The sequence below is a fragment of the Marinobacter sp. DUT-3 genome, from assembly GCF_050379435.1.
GTDB lineage: Bacteria > Pseudomonadota > Gammaproteobacteria > Pseudomonadales > Oleiphilaceae > Marinobacter.
In genome coordinates, this window is record NZ_JBNRMG010000001.1 from 474,943 (window position 1) to 494,969 (window position 20,027).

17 protein-coding genes are annotated in these 20,027 nt (G+C 58.0%); 11 read left to right on the top strand and 6 right to left on the bottom strand.

The features are described 5' to 3' along the window. The first annotated feature begins 4 nt into the window (after positions 1-4). From ACQUWM_RS02190 to murB, 7 genes are read left to right on the top strand one after another with little or no spacing between them, the layout of a single operon-like run. The gene (locus ACQUWM_RS02190) at positions 5-430 is read left to right on the top strand and encodes an ExbD/TolR family protein (protein WP_407000295.1); all 426 of its coding nucleotides are present in this window, start codon (positions 5-7) and stop codon (positions 428-430) included. Continuing rightward, positions 427-2,202: a lipid A export permease/ATP-binding protein MsbA gene (msbA, locus tag ACQUWM_RS02195; RefSeq protein WP_428921033.1), complete on the top strand. Its 1,776-nt coding sequence runs from the start codon at positions 427-429 to the stop codon at positions 2,200-2,202. The genes ACQUWM_RS02190 and msbA overlap by 4 nt, the downstream gene beginning before the upstream one ends. Beyond that, positions 2,199-3,218: a tetraacyldisaccharide 4'-kinase gene (gene lpxK, locus ACQUWM_RS02200; protein WP_428921034.1), complete on the top strand. Its 1,020-nt coding sequence runs from the start codon at positions 2,199-2,201 to the stop codon at positions 3,216-3,218. Before msbA ends, lpxK begins: the two co-directional genes overlap by 4 nt. A 1-nt stretch (position 3,219) precedes the next feature. Next, positions 3,220-3,408, top strand: coding sequence for a Trm112 family protein (locus ACQUWM_RS02205; protein ID WP_406985052.1), 189 nt, complete (start codon positions 3,220-3,222; stop codon positions 3,406-3,408). A 12-nt stretch (positions 3,409-3,420) separates the two neighbouring features. Continuing rightward, a complete protein-coding gene (kdsB, locus tag ACQUWM_RS02210; protein ID WP_407000299.1) occupies positions 3,421-4,209 on the top strand; it encodes a 3-deoxy-manno-octulosonate cytidylyltransferase in 789 nt (262 codons plus the stop codon). After that, positions 4,206-4,691, top strand: coding sequence for a low molecular weight protein-tyrosine-phosphatase (locus ACQUWM_RS02215; RefSeq protein WP_428921035.1), 486 nt, complete (start codon positions 4,206-4,208; stop codon positions 4,689-4,691). Before kdsB ends, ACQUWM_RS02215 begins: the two co-directional genes overlap by 4 nt. Further along, positions 4,688-5,734 (top strand): UDP-N-acetylmuramate dehydrogenase, encoded by a 1,047-nt coding sequence (murB, locus tag ACQUWM_RS02220; protein WP_407000301.1) that lies wholly within the window; start codon positions 4,688-4,690, stop codon positions 5,732-5,734. Before ACQUWM_RS02215 ends, murB begins: the two co-directional genes overlap by 4 nt. A 27-nt stretch (positions 5,735-5,761) precedes the next feature. Here the strand turns inward: murB and ACQUWM_RS02225 are convergent, their stop codons facing one another. Next, entirely contained in the window at positions 5,762-7,495 is a 1,734-nt protein-coding gene (locus ACQUWM_RS02225; protein ID WP_428921036.1) for a proline--tRNA ligase, read from the bottom strand. 136 nt (positions 7,496-7,631) lie between these two features. Between ACQUWM_RS02225 and ACQUWM_RS02230 the strand changes: the two genes are divergently transcribed. Next, positions 7,632-8,258, top strand: coding sequence for a TetR/AcrR family transcriptional regulator (locus tag ACQUWM_RS02230; RefSeq protein ID WP_407000303.1), 627 nt, complete (start codon positions 7,632-7,634; stop codon positions 8,256-8,258). A 13-nt stretch (positions 8,259-8,271) separates the two neighbouring features. On the opposite strand, the gene ACQUWM_RS02235 is transcribed toward ACQUWM_RS02230, so the two are convergent. Continuing rightward, positions 8,272-8,769: an Lrp/AsnC family transcriptional regulator gene (locus ACQUWM_RS02235; RefSeq protein ID WP_407000304.1), complete on the bottom strand. Its 498-nt coding sequence runs from the start codon at positions 8,767-8,769 to the stop codon at positions 8,272-8,274. A gap of 146 nt (positions 8,770-8,915) precedes the next feature. Between ACQUWM_RS02235 and leuA the strand changes: the two genes are divergently transcribed. Next, positions 8,916-10,613, top strand: coding sequence for a 2-isopropylmalate synthase (gene leuA, locus ACQUWM_RS02240; protein ID WP_428921037.1), 1,698 nt, complete (start codon positions 8,916-8,918; stop codon positions 10,611-10,613). Between the two features lie 102 nt (positions 10,614-10,715). On the opposite strand, the gene ACQUWM_RS02245 is transcribed toward leuA, so the two are convergent. The 3 genes from ACQUWM_RS02245 to xseA form a co-directional block, all read right to left on the bottom strand. Beyond that, positions 10,716-10,925 carry a cold-shock protein gene (locus ACQUWM_RS02245; RefSeq protein WP_008169155.1) on the bottom strand — a complete coding sequence of 70 codons (210 nt, stop codon included), beginning with the start codon at positions 10,923-10,925 and terminating at the stop codon, positions 10,716-10,718. 316 nt (positions 10,926-11,241) lie between these two features. Next, on the bottom strand, positions 11,242-13,161 hold the full coding sequence (locus ACQUWM_RS02250) for a propionyl-CoA synthetase (protein WP_407000306.1): 1,920 nt from the start codon (positions 13,159-13,161) through the stop codon (positions 11,242-11,244). Positions 13,162-13,203: 42 nt separating this feature from the next. Further along, the gene (xseA, locus tag ACQUWM_RS02255; RefSeq protein WP_407000307.1) at positions 13,204-14,571 is read right to left on the bottom strand and encodes an exodeoxyribonuclease VII large subunit; all 1,368 of its coding nucleotides are present in this window, start codon (positions 14,569-14,571) and stop codon (positions 13,204-13,206) included. A gap of 214 nt (positions 14,572-14,785) precedes the next feature. Here xseA and guaB point away from each other — a divergent pair, with 214 nt between their 5' ends. Together guaB and guaA are read left to right on the top strand one after the other, a co-directional pair. Continuing rightward, positions 14,786-16,249: an IMP dehydrogenase gene (guaB, locus tag ACQUWM_RS02260; RefSeq protein WP_407000308.1), complete on the top strand. Its 1,464-nt coding sequence runs from the start codon at positions 14,786-14,788 to the stop codon at positions 16,247-16,249. A 64-nt stretch (positions 16,250-16,313) separates the two neighbouring features. Then, positions 16,314-17,891 carry a glutamine-hydrolyzing GMP synthase gene (gene guaA, locus ACQUWM_RS02265; RefSeq protein ID WP_407000309.1) on the top strand — a complete coding sequence of 526 codons (1,578 nt, stop codon included), beginning with the start codon at positions 16,314-16,316 and terminating at the stop codon, positions 17,889-17,891. A gap of 138 nt (positions 17,892-18,029) precedes the next feature. Here the strand turns inward: guaA and ACQUWM_RS02270 are convergent, their stop codons facing one another. Then, positions 18,030-19,754, bottom strand: a complete 1,725-nt coding sequence (locus ACQUWM_RS02270) for a tetratricopeptide repeat protein (protein WP_428921038.1) — start codon at positions 19,752-19,754, stop codon at positions 18,030-18,032. Positions 19,755-20,027 lie beyond the last annotated feature (273 nt).

A 20,027-nucleotide genomic window follows, 5' to 3' on the forward strand; every position in this document is an offset into this window, starting at 1 on the left:
CGCCGTGAAGTTCAAGCGCCAGAGAAGTCAGGAGGTCGGAGTAGACCTGACGCCATTGATTGACGTGGTGTTCCTGCTGCTGATCTTCTTTATGGTTTCCACCACCTTTACTCGCGAAAGCCACCTTGAGGTGGAATTGCCTTCGGCCAGTGCCGATGCCCGCGCAGAAACTGAGGTGCGGGAAATCGACGTGGTGATCAATGCCGAGGGGCAGTACATCCTTAATGACCGAACGCTCGTCAACAATCGTCGGGAAACCCTGGAACGGGCCGTGCGGGAACTCTCGGAAGGTGATAACTCGTTGCCTTACGTGATTACGGCCGATGCCCGGACACCCCATGAGTTTGTCGTCAGGGCAATGGACGTGGCTGGCCGCCTGGGATTTGCCAAGCTGAGCATTACCACTGAGCGGGAGGCTGACGGGCAGTGAGTGAAACCGCCAACACTGACGCCAGCGAGCCACAGGAAGCGTCCAACTGGGCGACCTACAAGCGCTTGCTGGCCTACGTCAAACCCTTCTGGCTGGCGTTCTCGCTGGCCGTGCTGGGGAACGTGATCTATGCCGCCGCCTCCACGGGCATGGCGGCTGCCATGGAATACGTGATCCTGGCCATTGAGAATCCCACGGAACAGAACCGGATCCTGCTCACGCTGCTGATCGTTGGCGTGTTTGCCTTTCGGGGCATGGGGACATTCCTGAGCCAGTATTTCATCAGCTACGTTGGCCGTCAGGTCATCAATGCCCTGAGGAACCAGGTATTCGACCGGCTGATGACCCTGCCATCCCGTTATTTTGACGACAACGCCTCCGGCCGTCTGGTATCCAAGCTGACCTTTAATGTCGAGCAGGTGGCGGAAGCAACTACCAATGCGGTGACGATCACCCTGCGTGAGGGGCTCACCATACTGGGCCTGCTCGGTTTCATGCTGTACACCAACTGGAAACTGACCGTGGTGTTCCTGGCGGTCGGACCTATCATCGGGCTGGTGGTCAGTTACGCGAGCAAGCGCTTCCGCAAGATCAGTAAACGGATTCAGGGGTCCATGGGGGATATTACCCATGTGGCGTCCGAATCCATCTCCGGATATCGCGTGGTACGGACCTTTGGCGGGGAAGACTTCGAACGTGAGCGTTTCCGCGACGTCAGTGAGCGCAACCTGAAGCAGAGCCTGAAAATGGCGTCCACCCAGGCCATCAGCATACCGGTTATTCAGGTACTGGTGGCGGTGGCTATTGCCGCGCTGGTGTGGACCATGCTGGCGCCGGAAATTCGTGGTGAGATGAGCACCGGTGAGCTCATCGCCTTTATCACCGCTGCCACTACCATGGCCAAGCCGATTCGCCAGGTGACGTCTGTCCACGCCAAGATCCAGAAAGGGGTGGCTGCGGCCCACGACGTGTTTGGCACCATGGATGAAGAGCCCGAGCAGGACGACGGCACCTACAGCCCGACACGGGTGAACGGTGATATCACCTTTGACGACGTCTCCTTCCGCTACCGGGACCAATTGGATGATGTGCTCCGCGGCATCTCCGTGGACATTCCCGCAGGACAGAGCGTGGCGCTGGTAGGCCGCTCGGGCAGTGGCAAGTCCACCATGGTCAGCCTGTTACCCAGGTTCTACGAATACACCGGCGGCGATATCCGCATAGATGGCCATTCCCTCAAGGAATTCAGCCTGCAGGCGCTGCGTGCCCAGATCGCTCTGGTCACGCAGAACGTGGTGTTGTTCAACGACACCATCGCCGCCAATATTGCCTATGGAGCCCTGCGCCATTGCACCCGTGAGGAAATCCGGGACGCTGCCGCCAAGGCTCACGCCCTGGAATTCATTGACCGTATGCCGGCAGGCCTGGACACCATGATCGGCGACAACGGTGTGATGCTTTCCGGAGGGCAGCGGCAGCGCCTCGCGATTGCCAGGGCGTTGCTGAAAAACGCCCCGATCCTGATCCTGGATGAGGCGACATCGGCCCTGGACACGGAATCCGAACGTCACATCCAGGAAGCACTGGAAACCGTGATGCAGGGCAGGACCACGCTGGTCATTGCCCATCGACTGTCAACGATTGAGAAAGCGGACCGGATTCTGGTCATGGAAGCAGGGCAGATCGTTGAGTCCGGTCGCCACGACGAACTGCTGGCCATCGGCGGAGCCTATGCCCAGTTGCACCAGATGCAGTTCAGCGAGCAGGCATGACCACGCTGACGGACAGGCTCTGGTATGGCCGTGGCCGACCATTGTGGCCGTTATACCCGTTGGCATGGTTGTATCGCATGGTCGCCGAGAGCCGGCGGCGAAAAGCCTGGCAGGCGAAAGATGAGGTGTTGCCGGCGCCGGTTGTGGTCGTCGGCAACATCACGGCCGGTGGTACCGGTAAATCCCCGCTGACGGCCCGGCTTGTCTCACTGCTGAAAGAACATGGCTGGCGACCGGTGATCCTGAGCCGGGGATACGGTGGCCGCTCCGGTCATTATCCCCTGCAAGTTGATCAGACGACCCGCGCCGAGGTGGCGGGCGATGAGCCGGTCATGCTGGCGCTGGAAACCGGTTGCCCCGTGGTTGTCGATCCCGAGAGAAAGCGCGGTGCCCTGTGGGCCCTTGAGCAGCAGCTTGGCGATATCCTGATTTGTGACGATGGCCTGCAGCATTACCGGTTGCCACGTGATATCGAGTTGGCGGTTTTCGATGCCGAAAGAGGCATCGGTAACGGGGCCGGAATTCCCGTAGGCCCCCTGAGGGAACCTCTGGATCGGCTGTCGGGTGTCGACTTTGTGGTGACCAACGGCGGTATGCTGGAGGAGATCGAGCATCCTGCCCAATTTCCCATGACGCTGGAGCCGGCAGCCTTGCGCAATCTCAGTTCCGGCGAAACGGCTCCGCTGGACAGCCTGCGGGACAAACCGGTGCATGCCATTGCGGGTATCGGTAATCCCCGGCGTTTTTTCGCTACACTGGAGTCACTCGGGGCCCGGGTTTCAGCGACAGCCTTTGCCGACCACCACAAGTTCCGCGCGTCGGATCTTCCGGTCGATGATAATGCCTGGCTGCTGATGACCGCCAAAGATGCGGTAAAATGCCGGGAGTTTGCACCGGACAATACCTGGGTGTTGTCGGTAAAGGCACAATTGCCTGAGGCATTTATCGATGCGTTTCTGGCCCGTGTGCGGGAATGCAGCGGCTCCCTGACTATTCATGAATCTGTGAGAACGTAAAATGGATAAGAAATTGCTGGCCATGCTGGCTTGCCCGGTTTGTAAAGGTGATCTGAAGCTGAACCAGGAGAAAACCGAACTGGTCTGCTATCAGGACGCCATGGCGTTTCCGATCCGCGAAGGTATCCCGGTCATGCTGGCAACGGAAGCCCGAACGCTGTCCACTGACGAGCGCCTTGATAAGCGCTGATAGGTAAGTTTCATGTCTTTTACTGTGGTGATCCCCGCCCGTTATGCCTCTACACGTCTGCCTGGAAAACCATTGGCTGATATTGCAGGCAAGCCGATGATCCAGCATGTCTACGAACGTGCCGGGGAAAGCGAAGCCGGCCGAGTGGTCATTGCCACTGACGACGAGCGTATCGAGTCCGTGTGCCTTGGTTTCGGGGCGGAAGTGGTGATGACGTCGCTCGACCATGCCAGTGGTACCGACCGGTTGGAGGAAGTAGCTCGTGTGCTTGGTTTTGCGCCCGATGAACGGGTGGTTAACGTACAAGGCGACGAACCGCTGATTCCGCCGGCCCTGATCAATCAGGTTGCGAATAACCTGGAGCGCTTTCCTCGCGCAGCCATCGCCACCCTGTGCGAAAAAATTACCGATATCTCCAGTGTTTTGAACCCGAACGTGGTGAAGGTGGTGGCGGACCATCAGGGCATGGCTCACTATTTCAGCCGTGCGCCCATACCCTGGGCCCGGGATGCCTGGCGTGACGGAAGCTTGCCATTGGGAGACGCTGACCTTCCGGAGGATGTGGATTACTACCGTCATATTGGCATCTACGGCTACCGGGTTCAGTTATTGACTGACTTTGTTCGATGGGCGCCTGCTCCTACGGAGATGACCGAATCGCTGGAGCAACTGAGAGCTTTGTATAACGGCGCCCGCATTCATGTTGAAGAAGCGTGCCAGGTGCCTCCGGCGGGGGTGGATACTGACGCGGATCTCGAACGGCTGAGGCGTTGGATGGAAACGGAGGCAAGAGGCGCATGAGTGAGCAGAAACCGGTCAATGTTCTGTTTGTCTGCCTTGGCAATATCTGTCGCTCTCCCAGCGCCGAGGGCGTATTCCGCCACGTTGTCCGCAATGCGGGCCTGGAAGACATGATTCATATTGATTCCTGTGGCACCGGGGACTGGCATGTCGGCAACGCGCCGGATGGCCGTGCCCGGCAAAAAGCCCTTCAGCGCGGTATCGATATTTCCTGTCTGCGTGCCCGCCAGTTCCATGCCAGCGATCTTGAGCGTTTCGATTACATTCTGGTGATGGATCGGCAGAACCTCGCGGATGTGCGGGATATATGGCGTCAGAATGGCGGCACCGAACCCGAGCTGTTCCTGAGCTATGGCCGTAGTGACCATGACGAAGTACCCGACCCCTATTATGGCGGGGACCAAGGTTTTGAAATTGTGCTGGATCTGATCGAAGACGCCAGCGAGGGGCTTCTGGACGCGATACGGAGGCACCAGGCTTGAGCCTTTCACCGGAGCTTGATGAAAACGTCAGCCTGGCGGCCATGAACAGCCTGGCGGTGCAGGCCAGCGCCCGCTGGTTCGCGGAAGCCAGATCCGGCGAGGAACTCAGGTCTCTGCTGGACGAGGCTGCCCGGAGAAATCTGGCCACGCTGATTCTCGGCGGTGGCAGTAACCTGGTGTTCGCTGGTGATTTTGACGGCCTGGTGTTGCGCATGTCGATTGCCGGTCGTCATTGGGAGCAGGTTGAAGACGATTCGGCTGTCCTGGTGCTGGGGGCCGGCGAAAACTGGCATGAGTCGGTGCTTTATGCCGCATCGGCAGGATACTGTGGCATAGAGAATCTGGCATTGATACCCGGCACGGCTGGCGCAGCGCCAGTGCAGAACATCGGTGCCTACGGCGTGGAACTGAAAGACACCCTGGTCAGTGTTACCGCCCTTGATCGGGATACTGGTGAGTGGGTGGTGCTGGCCAACGAAGAATGCGAATTTGGCTACCGGGATAGCCTGTTCAAGCATCGCCCCGGGCGCTATGTCATCACTGAGCTGCGTCTCAGGCTCTCCCGCTCTAGGCCTCTTTCCCTGGAGTATGCCGACCTGGCCAATTATTTTGACGACGAGGATGCTTCAACCCTGAGTCCGCTTGACGTGGCCGAGGCGGTGATGGCGGTCAGGCGTCGCAAACTTCCCGATCCCGAGCAGATCCCCAATGCCGGCAGTTTTTTCAAAAACCCGGTGGTGGAGATGAGTGTCTGGGAAGCGTTAAAGGCGGCGTATCCAGACATTCCTGGCTACCCGGGTAACGGCAGCGCAAAACTGGCGGCGGCCTGGCTCATTGATCAATGTGGCTGGAAAGGATTCCGTAATGGTCGGGTCGGGGTCCATAATCGTCAGGCACTGGTGCTGATCAACCATTCCGGGGGGTGCGGATCGGATGTACTCGCGCTGGCGGACCGTATCCGAGAGGATGTCCTGGCTCGGTTTGGTGTAACACTGGAAATGGAGCCCGGCGTCATTCCGCCGGAGTGCGCACTGGGGCAGTGACCCCAGCGCGCCGGCCTGATACCTGTCTCAGAGCCCGTTGCGTGGCGAAGCGCTGATCAGGAATGGCAGGGCCTCGTCCAGGGCGACGTCCAGTTTGTCGGCATCGCGACGCCCCTTGTACTCCAGCGTGCCTGCCTCCAGGCCGCGGTCAGAGACCACGAAGCGGTGGGGGATGCCAATCAGTTCCATATCAGCGAACTTGACGCCCGGGCGTTCTTTGCGGTCATCCAGAAGAACATCAAACCCGGCCTGGCGGAGCTGGTCATACAGCTTTTCCCCGGCTTCCGCTACTGTCGGCGATTTATGGGCATTCAGTGTGACCACGGCGACCTCAAAGGGCGCGATCGCTTCGGGCCAGATAATACCCCTGTCATCGTGGTTTTGCTCGATGGAAGCGGCCACAATCCTGGAAACACCGATACCATAGCAGCCCATCTCCACAATCACGTGCTTGCCGTTTTCATCCAGTACCGTGGCGTTCATGGCCGTGCTGTATTTGTTGCCCAGCTTGAAAATATGACCCACTTCGATGCCGCGACGGATTTCCAGGGTGCCTTTGCCGTCAGGACTTGCATCGCCTTCCACCACGTTCCTGAGGTCTTCAACACGGGAGAGTTCCGCGTCGCGGCCCCAGTTCACGCCGGTCAGATGGAAATCTTCCTTGTTAGCGCCGCAGACAAAGTCCGCCAGGTGCGCGGCACTGCGGTCAACGATGACCGGCACTGGCAGCTTGACCGGCCCAATGGAGCCGGGCTTGCAGCCAACCGCTTTCTCGATTTCCTCGTCGGTGGCCATGGTCAGGGGCTCGGCAATGCCGGCCAGGTTCTCCGCCTTGATCTCGTTCAGCGTGTGATCGCCACGGAGGATCAGCGCGACGGGGCCAGACTCGCCGTTCTCGTCTTCCTCGCCTTTGACCAGCAGGGTTTTCACGGTACGGGAGGCGTCAACGCCAAGGAATTGCGCAAGCATGTCGATCGTACGCTGGCCCGGCGTTGAGACTTCTTTCAGCTCTTCCGACGGGGCAGGGCGATCACCGGCAGGTGCGACAGCTTCGGCTTTCTCGATGTTCGCGGCGTAATCACTGTCGGTGCTGAAGACAATGTCGTCTTCGCCCGACGATGCCAGCACGTGAAACTCGTGGGAGGCACTGCCGCCAATGGCGCCGGAGTCCGCCTGTACCGGACGGTAGTCCAGGCCGAGGCGGTCAAAAATGGCACAATAGGTGCGGTGCATGACCTGATAGGTTTCGTTCAGGGATTCGGCATTCAGATGGAAGGAATAGGCATCCTTCATGATGAACTCCCGGGCCCGCATCACACCGAAGCGCGGACGGCGCTCATCCCGGAACTTGGTCTGGATCTGATAGAAGTTGGACGGCAGTTCCTTATAGCTCTTCAGCTCGTTCCGGATCAGGTCGGTAATGACCTCCTCATGGGTCGGGCCATAGCAAAAGTCTCGCCCGTGGCGATCATTCATCCGCAGCAGCTCACCGCCGTACTGCTCCCAGCGGCCTGACTCCTGCCACAACTCCGCCGGTTGCACAGCTGGCATTAACACTTCCTGGGCACCACTCTTGTCCATTTCCTCCCGCACGATACGCTCAACTTTGCGCAGAGTACGCAGGCCCATCGGCAGCCAGGTATAGAGGCCCGAGGCAAGTTTGCGGATCATACCGGCCCGGAGCATCAACTGGTGGCTGATAACTTCGGCGTCCGCGGGTGTTTCTTTCAGGGTAGCAATCAGGAAACGGCTTGCTCGCATTGTGTCTTCCGTCTGAGGTTGTGAAGGTTCTTAGACTAATGGACAGGCCAGATATGGCACGTCTGGACCTTTATTTGTCGTAAAGTGGTGGTTATTGTACGGAGCCTGTCACACAAGGTACAGATCGAGTGGCCATATGACTGCAGACAACACAGCCGTATCCGTTAGTGTCACCCCGCGCCGGAAACCGGTCCAGGCCCGGAGTCGTGAACGCGTTAATACCATCCTTGAGCACGCCGCCGCGATTTTCCATGAGATGGGTGTGGACAGCACCAGCATGTCGGCCATCGCACGGCAATCCGGTATGTCGCTGGCCTCCCTGTATCGTTATTTTCCGAACAAGGCCGCGATTGTAAAGGCGATTGCGGAGCGTCATGTCGAGAAAATGGAAACCGCACTGCGGGAGCGACTGGGCATGGTCAATCTGGTGGATGCGGCGGATGTATTGATTGATCTCTTTTATGAGTTTTACAGGACCGAGCCCGCTTACTCGGCGATCTGGAGTGGCGTGGAGGCCATGCCGGAATTGCGCGAGCTGGATCTCCGGGAGCTGTATAGTAATGCCGGGGACCTGGATGCCCGGTTGAGCGAGGAGTACCCCCACATTCCCGACGATCGGCGCTGGAATGCCTGCCTGGTGGTGCCCAGGTCCGCCGGCTCCGTTTTGCGGCTTGCAGCCACATTGCCGGAGGACCAGGCGCGGCCTATGGTTGATGAGCTCAAGTGTATGGTGGGGGCTTATTTGCGGGAGCTCGTGTGTTAATCCTTGCCCGGTATCAGGATAAGTAGCCCAGCGGGAGCGCTGTGCTGTCGATCACCCGGCGCAGAACGAAACTGGAGTGAACACCGCTGACCCCCTGAATACGGGTGATGCGGTTGAGAAGAAAGTGGTGATAGTGGTCCATATCGGGCACCACGACTTTCAGCATATAGTCGGCATCCTGGCCGGTAATCAGATAGCATTCCTGAACTTCCGGGTACTCCGCCACCTGCTCTTCAAAAGCCGCGAATCGCTCCGGAGTGTGGCGATCCATGCCAATCAGGATGATGGCGGTCAGCGACAGTCCCAGTTTTTTGTGATCCAGAACGGTCACTTTACGCACAATGATGCCAGCGTCTTCCATGGCCCTCACCCGCCGCAAACAGGGGGAGGGTGACAGCCCCACCTTGTCCGCAAGTTCCTGGTTAGTGAGGGAGCCGTCCTGCTGCAACTGTTCCAGGATTCTGCGATCAGTTTTGTCGATTTTAACGAGAGATTCGGTTGAGCTCGGCATAATATTGCGTCATATCTATTTATGTGGGCAGAAACGATTAAAATAGTAGATCAGATGTGAAAAAAAGCAATCATTTGTCCCGGATTTCCGGTTAGTCTGTACACCATACATAGATTGTCCCCAGAACAGCGCAAGGAATAGACGTCATGGCATTTGATCATCGCAAGTATGTTGCTTTCACGCCGGTTGCCAAGAAAGACCGTCGCTGGCCGGATCGTGTGATTGAAAAAGCACCCACCTGGTGTGCGGTGGATCTTCGTGATGGCAATCAGGCTCTGGTTAAGCCCATGTCGGTTGCCCAGAAGCAGCGTCTGTTCGATTTGTTGGTGAAGCTGGGATTCAAGGAAATCGAAATCGGTTTTCCGGCGGCCAGCCAGCCGGATTTTGATTTTTGCCGCAAGTTGATTGAAGAGGATCGCATCCCGTCGGATGTGAAGATTCAGGTGTTGACGCAGGCCCGCCCGGAGCTCATCGAACGCACCTACGAGGCCCTGCAGGGCGCGAAGCAGGCCATTGTCCACGTCTACAACTCCACATCCACGGTACAGCGTGAACAGGTGTTCGGTCTTGACCGTGACGGCATTCGGGATATTGCTGTGAATGGCGCCCGCGTGGTGAAGGACATTGCCGCACGCCATCCGGAAACCGACTGGACCTTCCAGTACTCGCCGGAAAGCTTCACTGGCACCGAGCTGGACTTTGCTGCCGAAGTGGTTGATGCCGTCAATGATGTATGGCGTCCGGATCAGGGTCAGCCGGTAATTATCAACCTGCCTGCTACGGTGGAAATGGCAACACCCAACGTGTTTGCCGACCAGATAGAGTGGATTTGTGATCGGGTCCGTTACCGCGAGCACATCAGCATCAGCGTCCACACCCACAATGACCGTGGCTGCGGAGTAGCGGCCGCCGAATTGGCGGTCATGGCCGGTGCTGACCGGGTGGAAGGCACGCTGATGGGGAACGGTGAGCGCACCGGTAATATGGATCTGGTCACCATGGCCATGAACCTGTATTCCCAGGGCATTGATCCGACACTGGATCTGTCCGGCATGGCGGAGATTACCGAGGTTGTTGAGGCCTGTACCGAGATTTCGACCCATCCGCGCCATCCCTACGCAGGTGAGTTGGTCTTTACGGCGTTTTCCGGCAGCCATCAGGACGCCATTCGTAAATGTCTCTCCAGGCGCAAGGATGGCGATGTCTGGAACGTTGCCTACCTGCCCATTGATCCCCGGGATCTGGGTCGCCGCTATGAGGAAGTGGTTCGTATCAACAGCCAGTCCGGTAAAGGTGGTGTCGCCTATGTGTTGGAGCGTGATTATAAGATCACCCTGCCACGCTGGTTGCAGATTGAATTCAGTAAAGTGGTTCAGGGGGAAGCCGAGGTCAATGGCGGTGAAATTGACTCCGTGACCATTCACCGCCTGTTTGAAGAGCGATACCTTAAGGTGCATCAGTCCTGGGCCTTGACTTCTTACGACCTGCACCGCGACGAAGACGGTGTGATGGCTGTCGTTAACATGGGGGAGGGCAGTCACCCGGTTCGGCTGGAAGGTCGTGGTCTCGGCGCAGTGGAAGCGGTGTCAGCGGCCCTGGAGGGGCGGTACGGAGTGAGCATAGCTGTTGAGGCATACGATGAATTTGCCCTGGGCGAAGGGACCAATGCCAATGCCCTGGCCTGCATCCGGTTGACCGCCAACGGCGCCCATTGCAGTGCGGCGGCACTGGCGGAGGATACCACTTCGGCCACCCTTCAGGCGCTGTTCTCGGCGGTGGCCCAGGTTGTTGGTGTCCCGGCTGATACCGCAGCGGCAGAGGCGGTGGAGTCCGCCGGGGCCTGACCAAACCCCTGGCGCCCAATAAAAAAAGCCGGCATGTGCCGGCTCTTTTTTACGCCTGGTTGTTGCCATTGCCCGTGAGGGGCAAGGGGCGGATCCGCAACCTCAGACCGGGGTTACGTTTTCCGCCTGGGGACCTTTCGGGCCCTGTGTCACGGTGAACTGTACCTGCTGACCTTCGGTCAGGGTACGGAAACCGCTGGCATTGATTGCACTGTAGTGAACAAACACGTCACTGCCACCGTCCTGAGCGATAAAGCCAAAGCCCTTGGACTCGTTAAACCACTTAACGTGGCCGGTTTTTGTATCAGACATTGATCTTTCCTGTATTCCTGAAATTTTGCCCTCACGGGACCTTCGGTTTTCTGGGATGAAACCGGTGCTGAGAAATCCGAGCGTACTGAAGAAAGGACAACGAAGAGCACTGCGGCAGGACGTTGGAGCGCATTCACCAAATACCACTGTATTTTCACAGCAATTTCAGTATAGACCGACTTTCGGGGTCGTCAACGCTTTTTGATGACTTTTATTAAGGTTTTTAAGGCAGCAAAAACAACGGCTTGTCATTAAATCGTCACCGAATGCCCCGGCCGGAAACCGACCAGGGTGTTCGTTGCGGGCAGGGTTTCGGTCAGCCGCGGAAGTGCTGGCTGATTTCTTCAAGAATGGCTGGATCGTCAATGGTGCTGGGCACGGAGTACTCTTTCCCATCCGCAATCTGTCGGATCACCCGCCGGAGTATCTTGCCGGACCGGGTTTTGGGCAGGCGTTCAACGACCAGCGCCCGACGGAAACAGGCAATGGCGCCAATCTTCTCTCGCACCATTTCCACCAGTTCCTCTTCCAGTTCATCGTGGTCAATGGTGGCGCCATCCTTGACCAGAACCAGGCCGACGGGAACCTGCCCTTTCATTTCGTCCTGGGCGCCGACCACGCAGCATTCGGCAACGGCGGGGTGAGAGGCGACCACTTCCTCCATTTCCCCGGTCGACAGGCGGTGACCTGCCACATTGATGACATCATCGGTCCGCCCCATGATAAACACATAGCCGTCGTCGTCGACGAAGCCGCCGTCCCCGGAGCTGTAAAAACCCTTGATCGGCTCAAGGTAGGTTTTACGGAAGCGGGCGTCGTCACCCCAGACAGTCATCATGCAGCCTGGGGGCAGTGGTAGCTTGACGGCGATCTGTCCCTGCTCTTCCGCAGGAACCTGATTGCCCTCCATATCCACCACCTGGACATTGAAGCCGGGGGAGGGGACCGTGGCGGAGCCGGGCTTGGTGGCCATCATTTCGATGCCGACGGGATTGCAGCAAATAGCCCAGCCGGTTTCGGTCTGCCACCAGTGGTCCAGCACCGGCAAGCCGGTCTGTTCACGCAGCCACTCGTAAGTGGCGGGATCCAGGCGCTCGCCAGCGAGGAACAGCCGTTTCAATGAGCTGATGTCGTATCGTGACAGCTGATCGGCTTCGGGATCCTCCTTGCGTACGGCGCGAAAGGCGGTTGGCGCGGTAAACAGCATGTTCACTTTATGGTCCTGGACCACTCGCCAGAACGCGCCGGCATCCGGCGTCCTGACCGGCTTGCCCTCGTAGAGAATGGTGGTGCAGCCGGCAAACAGGGGGCCGTAGACAATGTAGCTGTGGCCGACCACCCAACCTACGTCCGATGCGGCCCAGTACACATCGCCGGGTTTCGCGTCGTACACCAGCTTCATACTGTAGCGCAGTGCCACGGCGTGCCCGCCATTGTCCCTCACCACCCCCTTGGGTTTGCCGGTGGTGCCGGAGGTATAGAGAATGTAAAGCGGGTCCGTAGACCTGACGGCAACGGGGGAGACCGCCTGGGCGCTGGCCATCAGATCGTTCCAGTCGTAATCCCGTCCCGCCTCGAGGGACGCTTTTGCCTGGGGGCGCTGGTACAGGATGCAGAATTCCGGTTTGTGGCTGGCCTGGTTGATGGCCTTGTCCACCAGCGGTTTGTATTCGATCACCCTGGAGATTTCAATGCCGCAGGAGGCTGTAATGATCGCCTTGGGATGGGCGTCGTCGATGCGAACGGCCAGTTCATGGGCGGCAAATCCGCCAAACACCACGGAGTGAATGGCGCCGATACGTGCGCAGCCGAGCATGGCGATAACCGCTTCCGGAATCATCGGCATGTAGATGATAACCCGGTCGCCCTTAACGATGCCGCGGTCTTTCAGGGCGCCGGCAAACCTGGCAACTTCGTCGGTGAGTTCCTGGTAGGTGTAGGATTTCCGGGTGTTGGTGACGGGGGAGTCGTAAATGAGCGCGGTCTGATCCCCGCGGCCGGCACGGATGTTGGCATCCAGGGCAACATCGCTGGTGTTGAGTTCACCATCGGGAAACCACTCGCCATGACCATTGTCGGTTGCCTGCCAGATGGTGTTGGGTGACTTGAACCAGTCGATGTTTGCGGCCTGTTCTCGCCAGAACTCTTCAGGCTTGTCGATCGAGCGCCTGAATTCAGAGTTATAGTCCATACCATCTACCTCATGATCCTGTTGTTGTTTTTGGATACTAACCACAACTGTAGGCGCTTTGAGGGGAAGGACTACTAGACCATAGGCTTAGTCAGCCGGTTCATTGGGCGAGTGGACCTCGGTCACGGTTGCGGTGAGGTCACCTTTGGCCAGGCGGGTGGTGATGGATTCGCCTTTAGCGACCTCGCTGGCATCCCGGATAATGGCGCCGTCGCGTTCACGGCGGGTAATGGCATAGCCGCGCCCCAGCGTGGCCAGGGGGCTGACCACGTGCAGGGTCTGGCTGGTGTGGCTCAGCTTGTCGTGATGACGATCGAGGCGCTGGCGGATGGCGTCGTGGAGCTTGTCCCGCATCCGCTCCAGGCGGTCCCGGCCATGGTCCAGGTGACGACTCGGGGATTGCATCAGTAGCCGCTGCTTCAGATGATTCATTCGCAGCTCCTGCTGCCCGAGTATCCCTGCCATGGCCTTGCCCAGGCGCATGTCCAGTTCGTCCATGCGCTGGGCTTTATCCATCAGCTCTCGCCGGGGGTCGCGAAGCCGGGCGGTCAGATGCGTCATCTGGGTGTCCAGGCGTTGCAGTGACCGCCGGATGGCGTTGGCGAGTCGGGCCTGTGTCTCATCCACCCGCCGGCTCCACTCCCGCTGGTCCGGCGAGATTTTCTCTGCGGCGGCGGAGGGCGTGGGCGCCCTGAGATCCGCCACGAAATCCGCAATGGTGACGTCGACCTCATGGCCGACCGCGCTGACCGTCGGGATGCTGCAGTCCGCGATTGCCCGGGCAACGGATTCTTCATTGAAGCACCACAGGTCCTCAAGCGACCCGCCGCCGCGACCGATGACCAGCACATCGGCCACGCCATGGGCCTGGGCCTGTTGGATGGCGCGGACAATATCGGCTGTGGCCGCCTTGCCCTGAACGGCTGTGGGGTAGAGCGTGACGGGGATAGCCGGGCATCGCCGCGCCAGAACCGTCAGAATGTCATGAATAGCCGCGCCGGTGGGCGAGGTGACAACGCCAATGTGACGCGGGACCGCAGGTATGGGTTTCTTGCGGGTGGCATCAAACAGCCCTTCCAGTTGCAGCTTTCTCTTCAGTTCCTCGAAGGCCTGCTGCAGTGCTCCGAGGCCGGCTGGCTCAAGATGTTCGACGATGATCTGGAAGTCGCCCCGGTTTTCGTACAGGGTCACCTTGCCGCGGATTCGTATCTGGTCACCTTCTTTCGGTAACTCGCGGATACGCTGGTTGGAGCCTCTGAACATGGCGCAGCGGACCTGGCATTTGCGATCCTTCAGGGAAAAATACCAGTGCCCGGACGACGGGCGTGAAAATCCCGACAATTCGCCTTCCACCCAGACCTGCATAAAGCTGGTTTCCAGCAGGTGTTTGGCCTGGTGGTTCAGTTCGCTGACACTCAATGCCCGGGGACGGGAATCCTGAAAGGGGCTGTTCAATGTGTGACTCCCTGCTTCAATATACGCAATAGCCGAAAAGTGAAGGGCAAAAATAGCGGAATTTCAAAAAGATGCAATCGAAGGTTCAAACTGCGCTGGTTTACTGTCCACCCACGCCCATTTATAATAGTCCGATTAAGGTATTTGCTTTGTCACGCCATGCCGGGCGCGGCAGGTGAATTCCCAACTTAGCATGTTCAAAAGGCGGATCCCAATGCTGCGAATTGCCGAAGAAGCCCTCACATTTGACGATGTTCTGCTGATCCCAGGATTTTCGGAAGTTCTTCCCCACGAGGTCAGCCTGAAGACCCAGCTGACCAAAGGCATTACCCTGAATGTTCCATTGGTGTCGTCAGCAATGGATACGGTGACCGAGGCCGAGCTGGCCATCGCCATGGCTCAGGAAGGCGGCATCGGCATCATGCACAAAAACATGACCGTCGAGCAACAGGCGGCCGCCGTTCGCAAGGTCAAGAAATTTGAAAGTGGTGTGGTGAAAGACCCTATCACCGTGACTCCGGGAACCACCGTGCGTGAGTTGGTGGATATCACCACGGCCAATAACATTTCCGGTCTGCCGGTGGTTGACGGTCGTGACCTGGTCGGCATTGTCACCGGCCGGGATATCCGGTTTGAGAGCCGCATGGACACGCCGGTGTCAGACATCATGACGCCGAAGGAGAAGCTGGTGACCGTCAAGGAAGGGGCAAGCCTTGATGACGTCAAGGAATTGCTGCATCGCCATCGCATTGAGAAGGTACTGGTGGTGAATGATGACTTCCAGCTCAAGGGTCTGATTACCGTCAAGGATATCCAGAAAGCCAAGGATTACCCGTTGGCGTGCAAGGATGAGCAGGGACGTCTGCGTGTCGGGGCTGCCGTGAGCACTGGTGGTGATACCGAGGCACGTATCACGGCGCTGGCGGAAGCGGGCGTGGATGTGATTGTGGTTGATACTGCCCACGGTCACTCCAAGGGCGTGATTGATCGCGTGCGCTGGGTCAAGGAGAAGTTCCCCGAGGTTCAGGTTGTCGGTGGTAACATCGCCACCGCCGACGCGGCTATTGCGCTGGCGGATGCTGGCGCGGATGCCGTGAAAGTAGGCATCGGCCCCGGCTCCATCTGCACCACGCGTATTGTTGCTGGCATCGGCGTTCCACAGATTTCCGCGGTTTCCAACGTTGCCGCTGCCCTGAAGGAACGCGGTGTGCCGCTGATTGCTGATGGCGGTGTGCGTTTCTCCGGTGACATTGCCAAGGCGATTGCTGCTGGCGCTCACAGCGTCATGATCGGCAGCCTGCTTGCGGGTACCGATGAGGCTCCGGGTGAGGTTGAGCTGTTCCAGGGGCGCAGCTACAAGGCCTACCGGGGCATGGGCTCTATTGGCGCCATGGGGCAGGGGTCCAGTGACCGTTATTTCCAGGATGCCACCAAGGGTATTGAAAAACTGGTACCGGAAGGCATTGAGGGCCGGGTCGCCTGCAAGGGGCCAATGCGCAACATCGTGCATCAGTTGATGGGTGGTTTGCGGGCCTCCATGGGCTACACCGGTAGCGCCACCATGGAAGAGATGCGTACCCGGCCACAATTCGTACGTATCACCAACGCGGGTATGCGTGAGAGCCACGTTCATGACGTGACCATCACCAAGGAAGCACCCAACTACCGTGTCGGCTAATCATGCCGTTCCGGGCGCGGCTCAGGGGCTGAGCCGCGCTTATTATTTCTGATCCGAGGACTCCATGGCCCAGAACATCCACGACCACCGCATTCTGATTCTCGATTTTGGTTCCCAGTACACCCAGCTCATCGCGCGTCGCGTGCGGGAAATCGGGGTTTACTGTGAAATCAAGGCGTTCGACATCACCGACGACGAGCTTGAAGCGTTTAATCCCAAAGGCATCATCCTTGCCGGCGGTCCTGAATCTGTCACCCAGCTTGGTGGTCCCCGTGCTCCGGATGGCCTGTTTGATCGTGGTATCCCGATTCTTGGTATCTGCTATGGCATGCAGACCATGGCCGAGCAGCTTGGTGGCCGTGTCGCCAGTTCCGAGAAACGTGAATTCGGGTATTCGCAGGTCAAGGTTCGGGCCGCCGGGCCGCTGTTGCAGGACATTACCGATCACCTGACAGCCACCGGTGAGTCCCTGCTGGACGTGTGGATGAGTCACGGTGACAAAGTTGTGGTCATGCCGGACGGCTTTGAGCTGCTGGCCTCCACCGAGAGCGCCCCGATTTCCGCCATGCAGGACCTGAGTCGCAACCTGTACGGCGTTCAGTTCCACCCGGAGGTCACTCACACGCTCCAGGGCAAACGCATCCTTGAACATTTCGTGCTGAACATCTCTGGCTGTGAGGCGCTGTGGACCCCCGCCAAGATTGTTGATGACGCCGTACAGCAGATCCGTGATCAGGTCGGCAACGACAAAGTATTGCTCGGCCTTTCCGGGGGCGTGGACTCGTCCGTAACCGCCGCGCTGCTGCATAAGGCCATCGGTGATCAGCTGACCTGCGTGTTCGTGGACAACGGCCTGCTGCGCCTGAATGAAGGCGATCAGGTTATGGACATGTTCGCCAGCAACATGGGCGTGAAAGTGATCCGTGTGGACGCAGAGGAACTGTTCCTGTCCAAGCTCAAGGGCGAGGCGGACCCGGAGAAGAAGCGCAAGATTATCGGTAACACATTTATCGATGTGTTCGACGAAGAAGCCACCAGTATCCGCGATGTGAACTGGCTGGCCCAGGGCACCATTTACCCGGACGTCATTGAGTCCGCGGCATCCAAGACCGGTAAAGCCCATGTCATCAAGTCCCACCACAATGTGGGTGGCCTGCCGGAGACCATGAAGCTGAAGCTGGTAGAGCCACTGCGTGAGCTCTTCAAGGACGAGGTTCGTCGCATCGGCCTGGAGCTGGGGCTGCCCTATGACATGGTGTATCGCCACCCGTTCCCGGGGCCGGGGCTGGGTGTTCGTATTCTGGGCGAAGTAAAGAAAGAGTACGCCGACATCCTCCGTCGCGCCGACGCTATCTTCCTGGAAGAACTGCACCGGGCGGATTTCTACCACAAAACCAGCCAGGCGTTTGCGGTCTTCCTGCCGGTGAAGTCCGTGGGCGTGGTCGGGGATGCGCGCCGCTACGAGTACGTGATTGCGTTACGTGCGGTAGAAACCATCGACTTCATGACAGCGCGCTGGGCACACCTGCCTTATGATCTGTTGGAGACGGTCTCCAACCGGATCATCAATGAAATCACCGGTGTGTCCCGGGTGACCTACGATGTGTCGTCCAAGCCGCCGGCCACCATTGAGTGGGAGTGAAAATACGCCTTTCAGGGACGATCGGCGCCTGTCAGCGGCAAGGCGGGACAGAACTATAGGCTTGGGTTATTCAACTGTGCTACAGGAGTGAGCATAGTTGAGCGATGGGTAGCTTCATGTGATGTTAACGGATTGATTTCACTGGAATTGATCCGATATTCCTGTGACGCGATTACTGTCAGTGATGCTGACAGTTAGCCCCGCTTTGGCGAGACCGTCGGCGATGTCGGTCAGCAATGGATGTGTCCAGCTCAGTTCGGCGAGCCAGGGATAAAAGGTCTCTCTGATGTCGGGGTTGCTCGCCACAAGTTCATCAATCACTGGTTGCGCTTTTTCTACCAGGCCCAGTTTGCCCAGAACGGCGGCCTTGAGAGTCAGTACGTAGCGCTGGCCGGATGTGTTTCGCGCGATGTGATGATATGCGCGCTCGTACTCACCCTCGACGAAATAGGCCAGCGCTAACTCGGCCGATCTCGAACTAAGGTTCAATCCCCAGCTCTCCCGGGCCTCCCGGTAAATTTCCAGTGCCTCCCGGCCACGTCCCAGTCGAGCGATGCGGGACGCAATACGCAGTTTGAGATAGATGTCTCCCGGATAGCTCGCCCGGATTTGCCTTTGAAATGTGTCGAATTCCCCGATATTCCGCTGGCGAAGCGCCAGATGCATGAGAGCGACCTTGGTGAGATAGGCCTCTGGAGCAAGGTTCTCTGCTTTCTGCCCGGCGTGTCTGGCGATTTCGATGAGTTTGGACAACTCCTCCGGACCGCCGGATGTGTAGTAGCGGGATCGTACTGTGTTGAAAATGCTCAGGGTGGCCCACGCCGACGCATCGTTGGGGAATCTGGCGACAACGCGTTCGAGGCATTCGCGCATTTCGGGATACACGCTGGCGTTTTCGACCGCTCGGATGAGTTGTGCTCGTGAGAGGCAGGCCTGCTTTGAGAAGACTTCGCTGTAGTATCTGTCGAGGATCAGAGGTATCGCGCCGCCTTCGCCTAGGATCTGGAACGAAACCTTGTTAACGGCTCTGTTGATTGAGGCGGAATCTGTTCCTGATAATTGTTCCTTGGCGGCCCACAACAAATAGCCGGTTTCGTTATCGATCAACTGCCAGAGCAGCTCGGGGTTCGCATCATTGGTGAGCGTTGGCCGCAAGGTAAACGCGATGTTATTAAAACCGGAAGCCTTTTTTGTCGGTTTTTCTTTTGTCGCAATTGGCACTATGCCTGGCGGGGTGATCCTGGCCAGCCCGATGTGTGACAGAGCGGGAGCGAGACGGATATCAATGGCTCTTGCCAGCGATTTTGTCTCCTGGCCGGGATGCTGAACCGGGTGCAGATCAATAACGATATGGGTAGGTAAGGATTCTGGCTCGCTCTGCCACCAAAAATACGCTGACAAGCCCAAAGCGAACACTGCCAACAGGCAGGTGGCCATTAACAGGGCTGGGCGTGAAAGTGGTGATCGGCTAACGGAATCCTCTATGGATGAGTCCGGTTGCGGCGGTGCAGGCGCATCCCGGAACTCGAATGAGGGCACATACCTTCCCTTCGGTAAGCTGATTACAACCCGGACGTTCTGCTCGCAGTCGCTATAGTAAGCCTGAAGCGCTTTTCTGATCCGACCTGCTGTTGTGCGCACAATGGTATCGTTCGACGGGTCAAACTGAGCACCCCTGTCAAAAACCTCCGATGCGATGGCGTAAGCATTGATTCGGTCACCGCGTCCGGCAATGACTTCGTTGATGACAAATTCCAGAAAGGCTCGAACGGCAGGAGCATGAGCGAATGATTTTGAGTTAAGGATGTTATCCAGTTCATCCTTTATCAGGATGTGGTCTTCGCGAGATAAGCTATTATTCATGGTCGTTAATCAGGTTGAGTGTCAGCCACATTGATTCTGTGTGGCATCGCCATGCTTTCTTTTTGGCTTGGCACAACCGTTTAAGAGTAGGGCTGTACGCCCAAAATCGCTCACCGCAAAAACGCTTCATTACCGTCTCCTTACGCTTGATGTCGTCCATTTGTGCGAAAAACTACCCAATCTTATTGTGACGACAGGTGTCACATCAAGGTGTATCGGTGGTTTCCAGCCCACTGTTTCCAAGGGTGTGACGGTTACTGCGTCCACTGTGAC

Excerpts from the sequence above, each read along its gene's own strand:
- lpxK (WP_428921034.1), top strand. The coding sequence starts at position 2,199 with ATGACCACGCTGACGGACAGGCTCTGGTATGGCCGTGGCCGACCATTG.
- ACQUWM_RS02205 (WP_406985052.1), top strand. The coding sequence starts at position 3,220 with ATGGATAAGAAATTGCTGGCCATGCTGGCTTGCCCGGTTTGTAAAGGT.
- kdsB (WP_407000299.1), top strand. The coding sequence starts at position 3,421 with ATGTCTTTTACTGTGGTGATCCCCGCCCGTTATGCCTCTACACGTCTG.
- ACQUWM_RS02215 (WP_428921035.1), top strand. The coding sequence starts at position 4,206 with ATGAGTGAGCAGAAACCGGTCAATGTTCTGTTTGTCTGCCTTGGCAAT.
- ACQUWM_RS02225 (WP_428921036.1), bottom strand. The coding sequence starts at position 7,495 with ATGCGAGCAAGCCGTTTCCTGATTGCTACCCTGAAAGAAACACCCGCG.
- ACQUWM_RS02230 (WP_407000303.1), top strand. The coding sequence starts at position 7,632 with ATGACTGCAGACAACACAGCCGTATCCGTTAGTGTCACCCCGCGCCGG.
- ACQUWM_RS02235 (WP_407000304.1), bottom strand. The coding sequence starts at position 8,769 with ATGCCGAGCTCAACCGAATCTCTCGTTAAAATCGACAAAACTGATCGC.
- leuA (WP_428921037.1), top strand. The coding sequence starts at position 8,916 with ATGGCATTTGATCATCGCAAGTATGTTGCTTTCACGCCGGTTGCCAAG.
- ACQUWM_RS02245 (WP_008169155.1), bottom strand. The coding sequence starts at position 10,925 with ATGTCTGATACAAAAACCGGCCACGTTAAGTGGTTTAACGAGTCCAAG.
- guaB (WP_407000308.1), top strand. The coding sequence starts at position 14,786 with ATGCTGCGAATTGCCGAAGAAGCCCTCACATTTGACGATGTTCTGCTG.
- guaA (WP_407000309.1), top strand. The coding sequence starts at position 16,314 with ATGGCCCAGAACATCCACGACCACCGCATTCTGATTCTCGATTTTGGT.
- ACQUWM_RS02270 (WP_428921038.1), bottom strand. The coding sequence starts at position 19,754 with ATGAATAATAGCTTATCTCGCGAAGACCACATCCTGATAAAGGATGAA.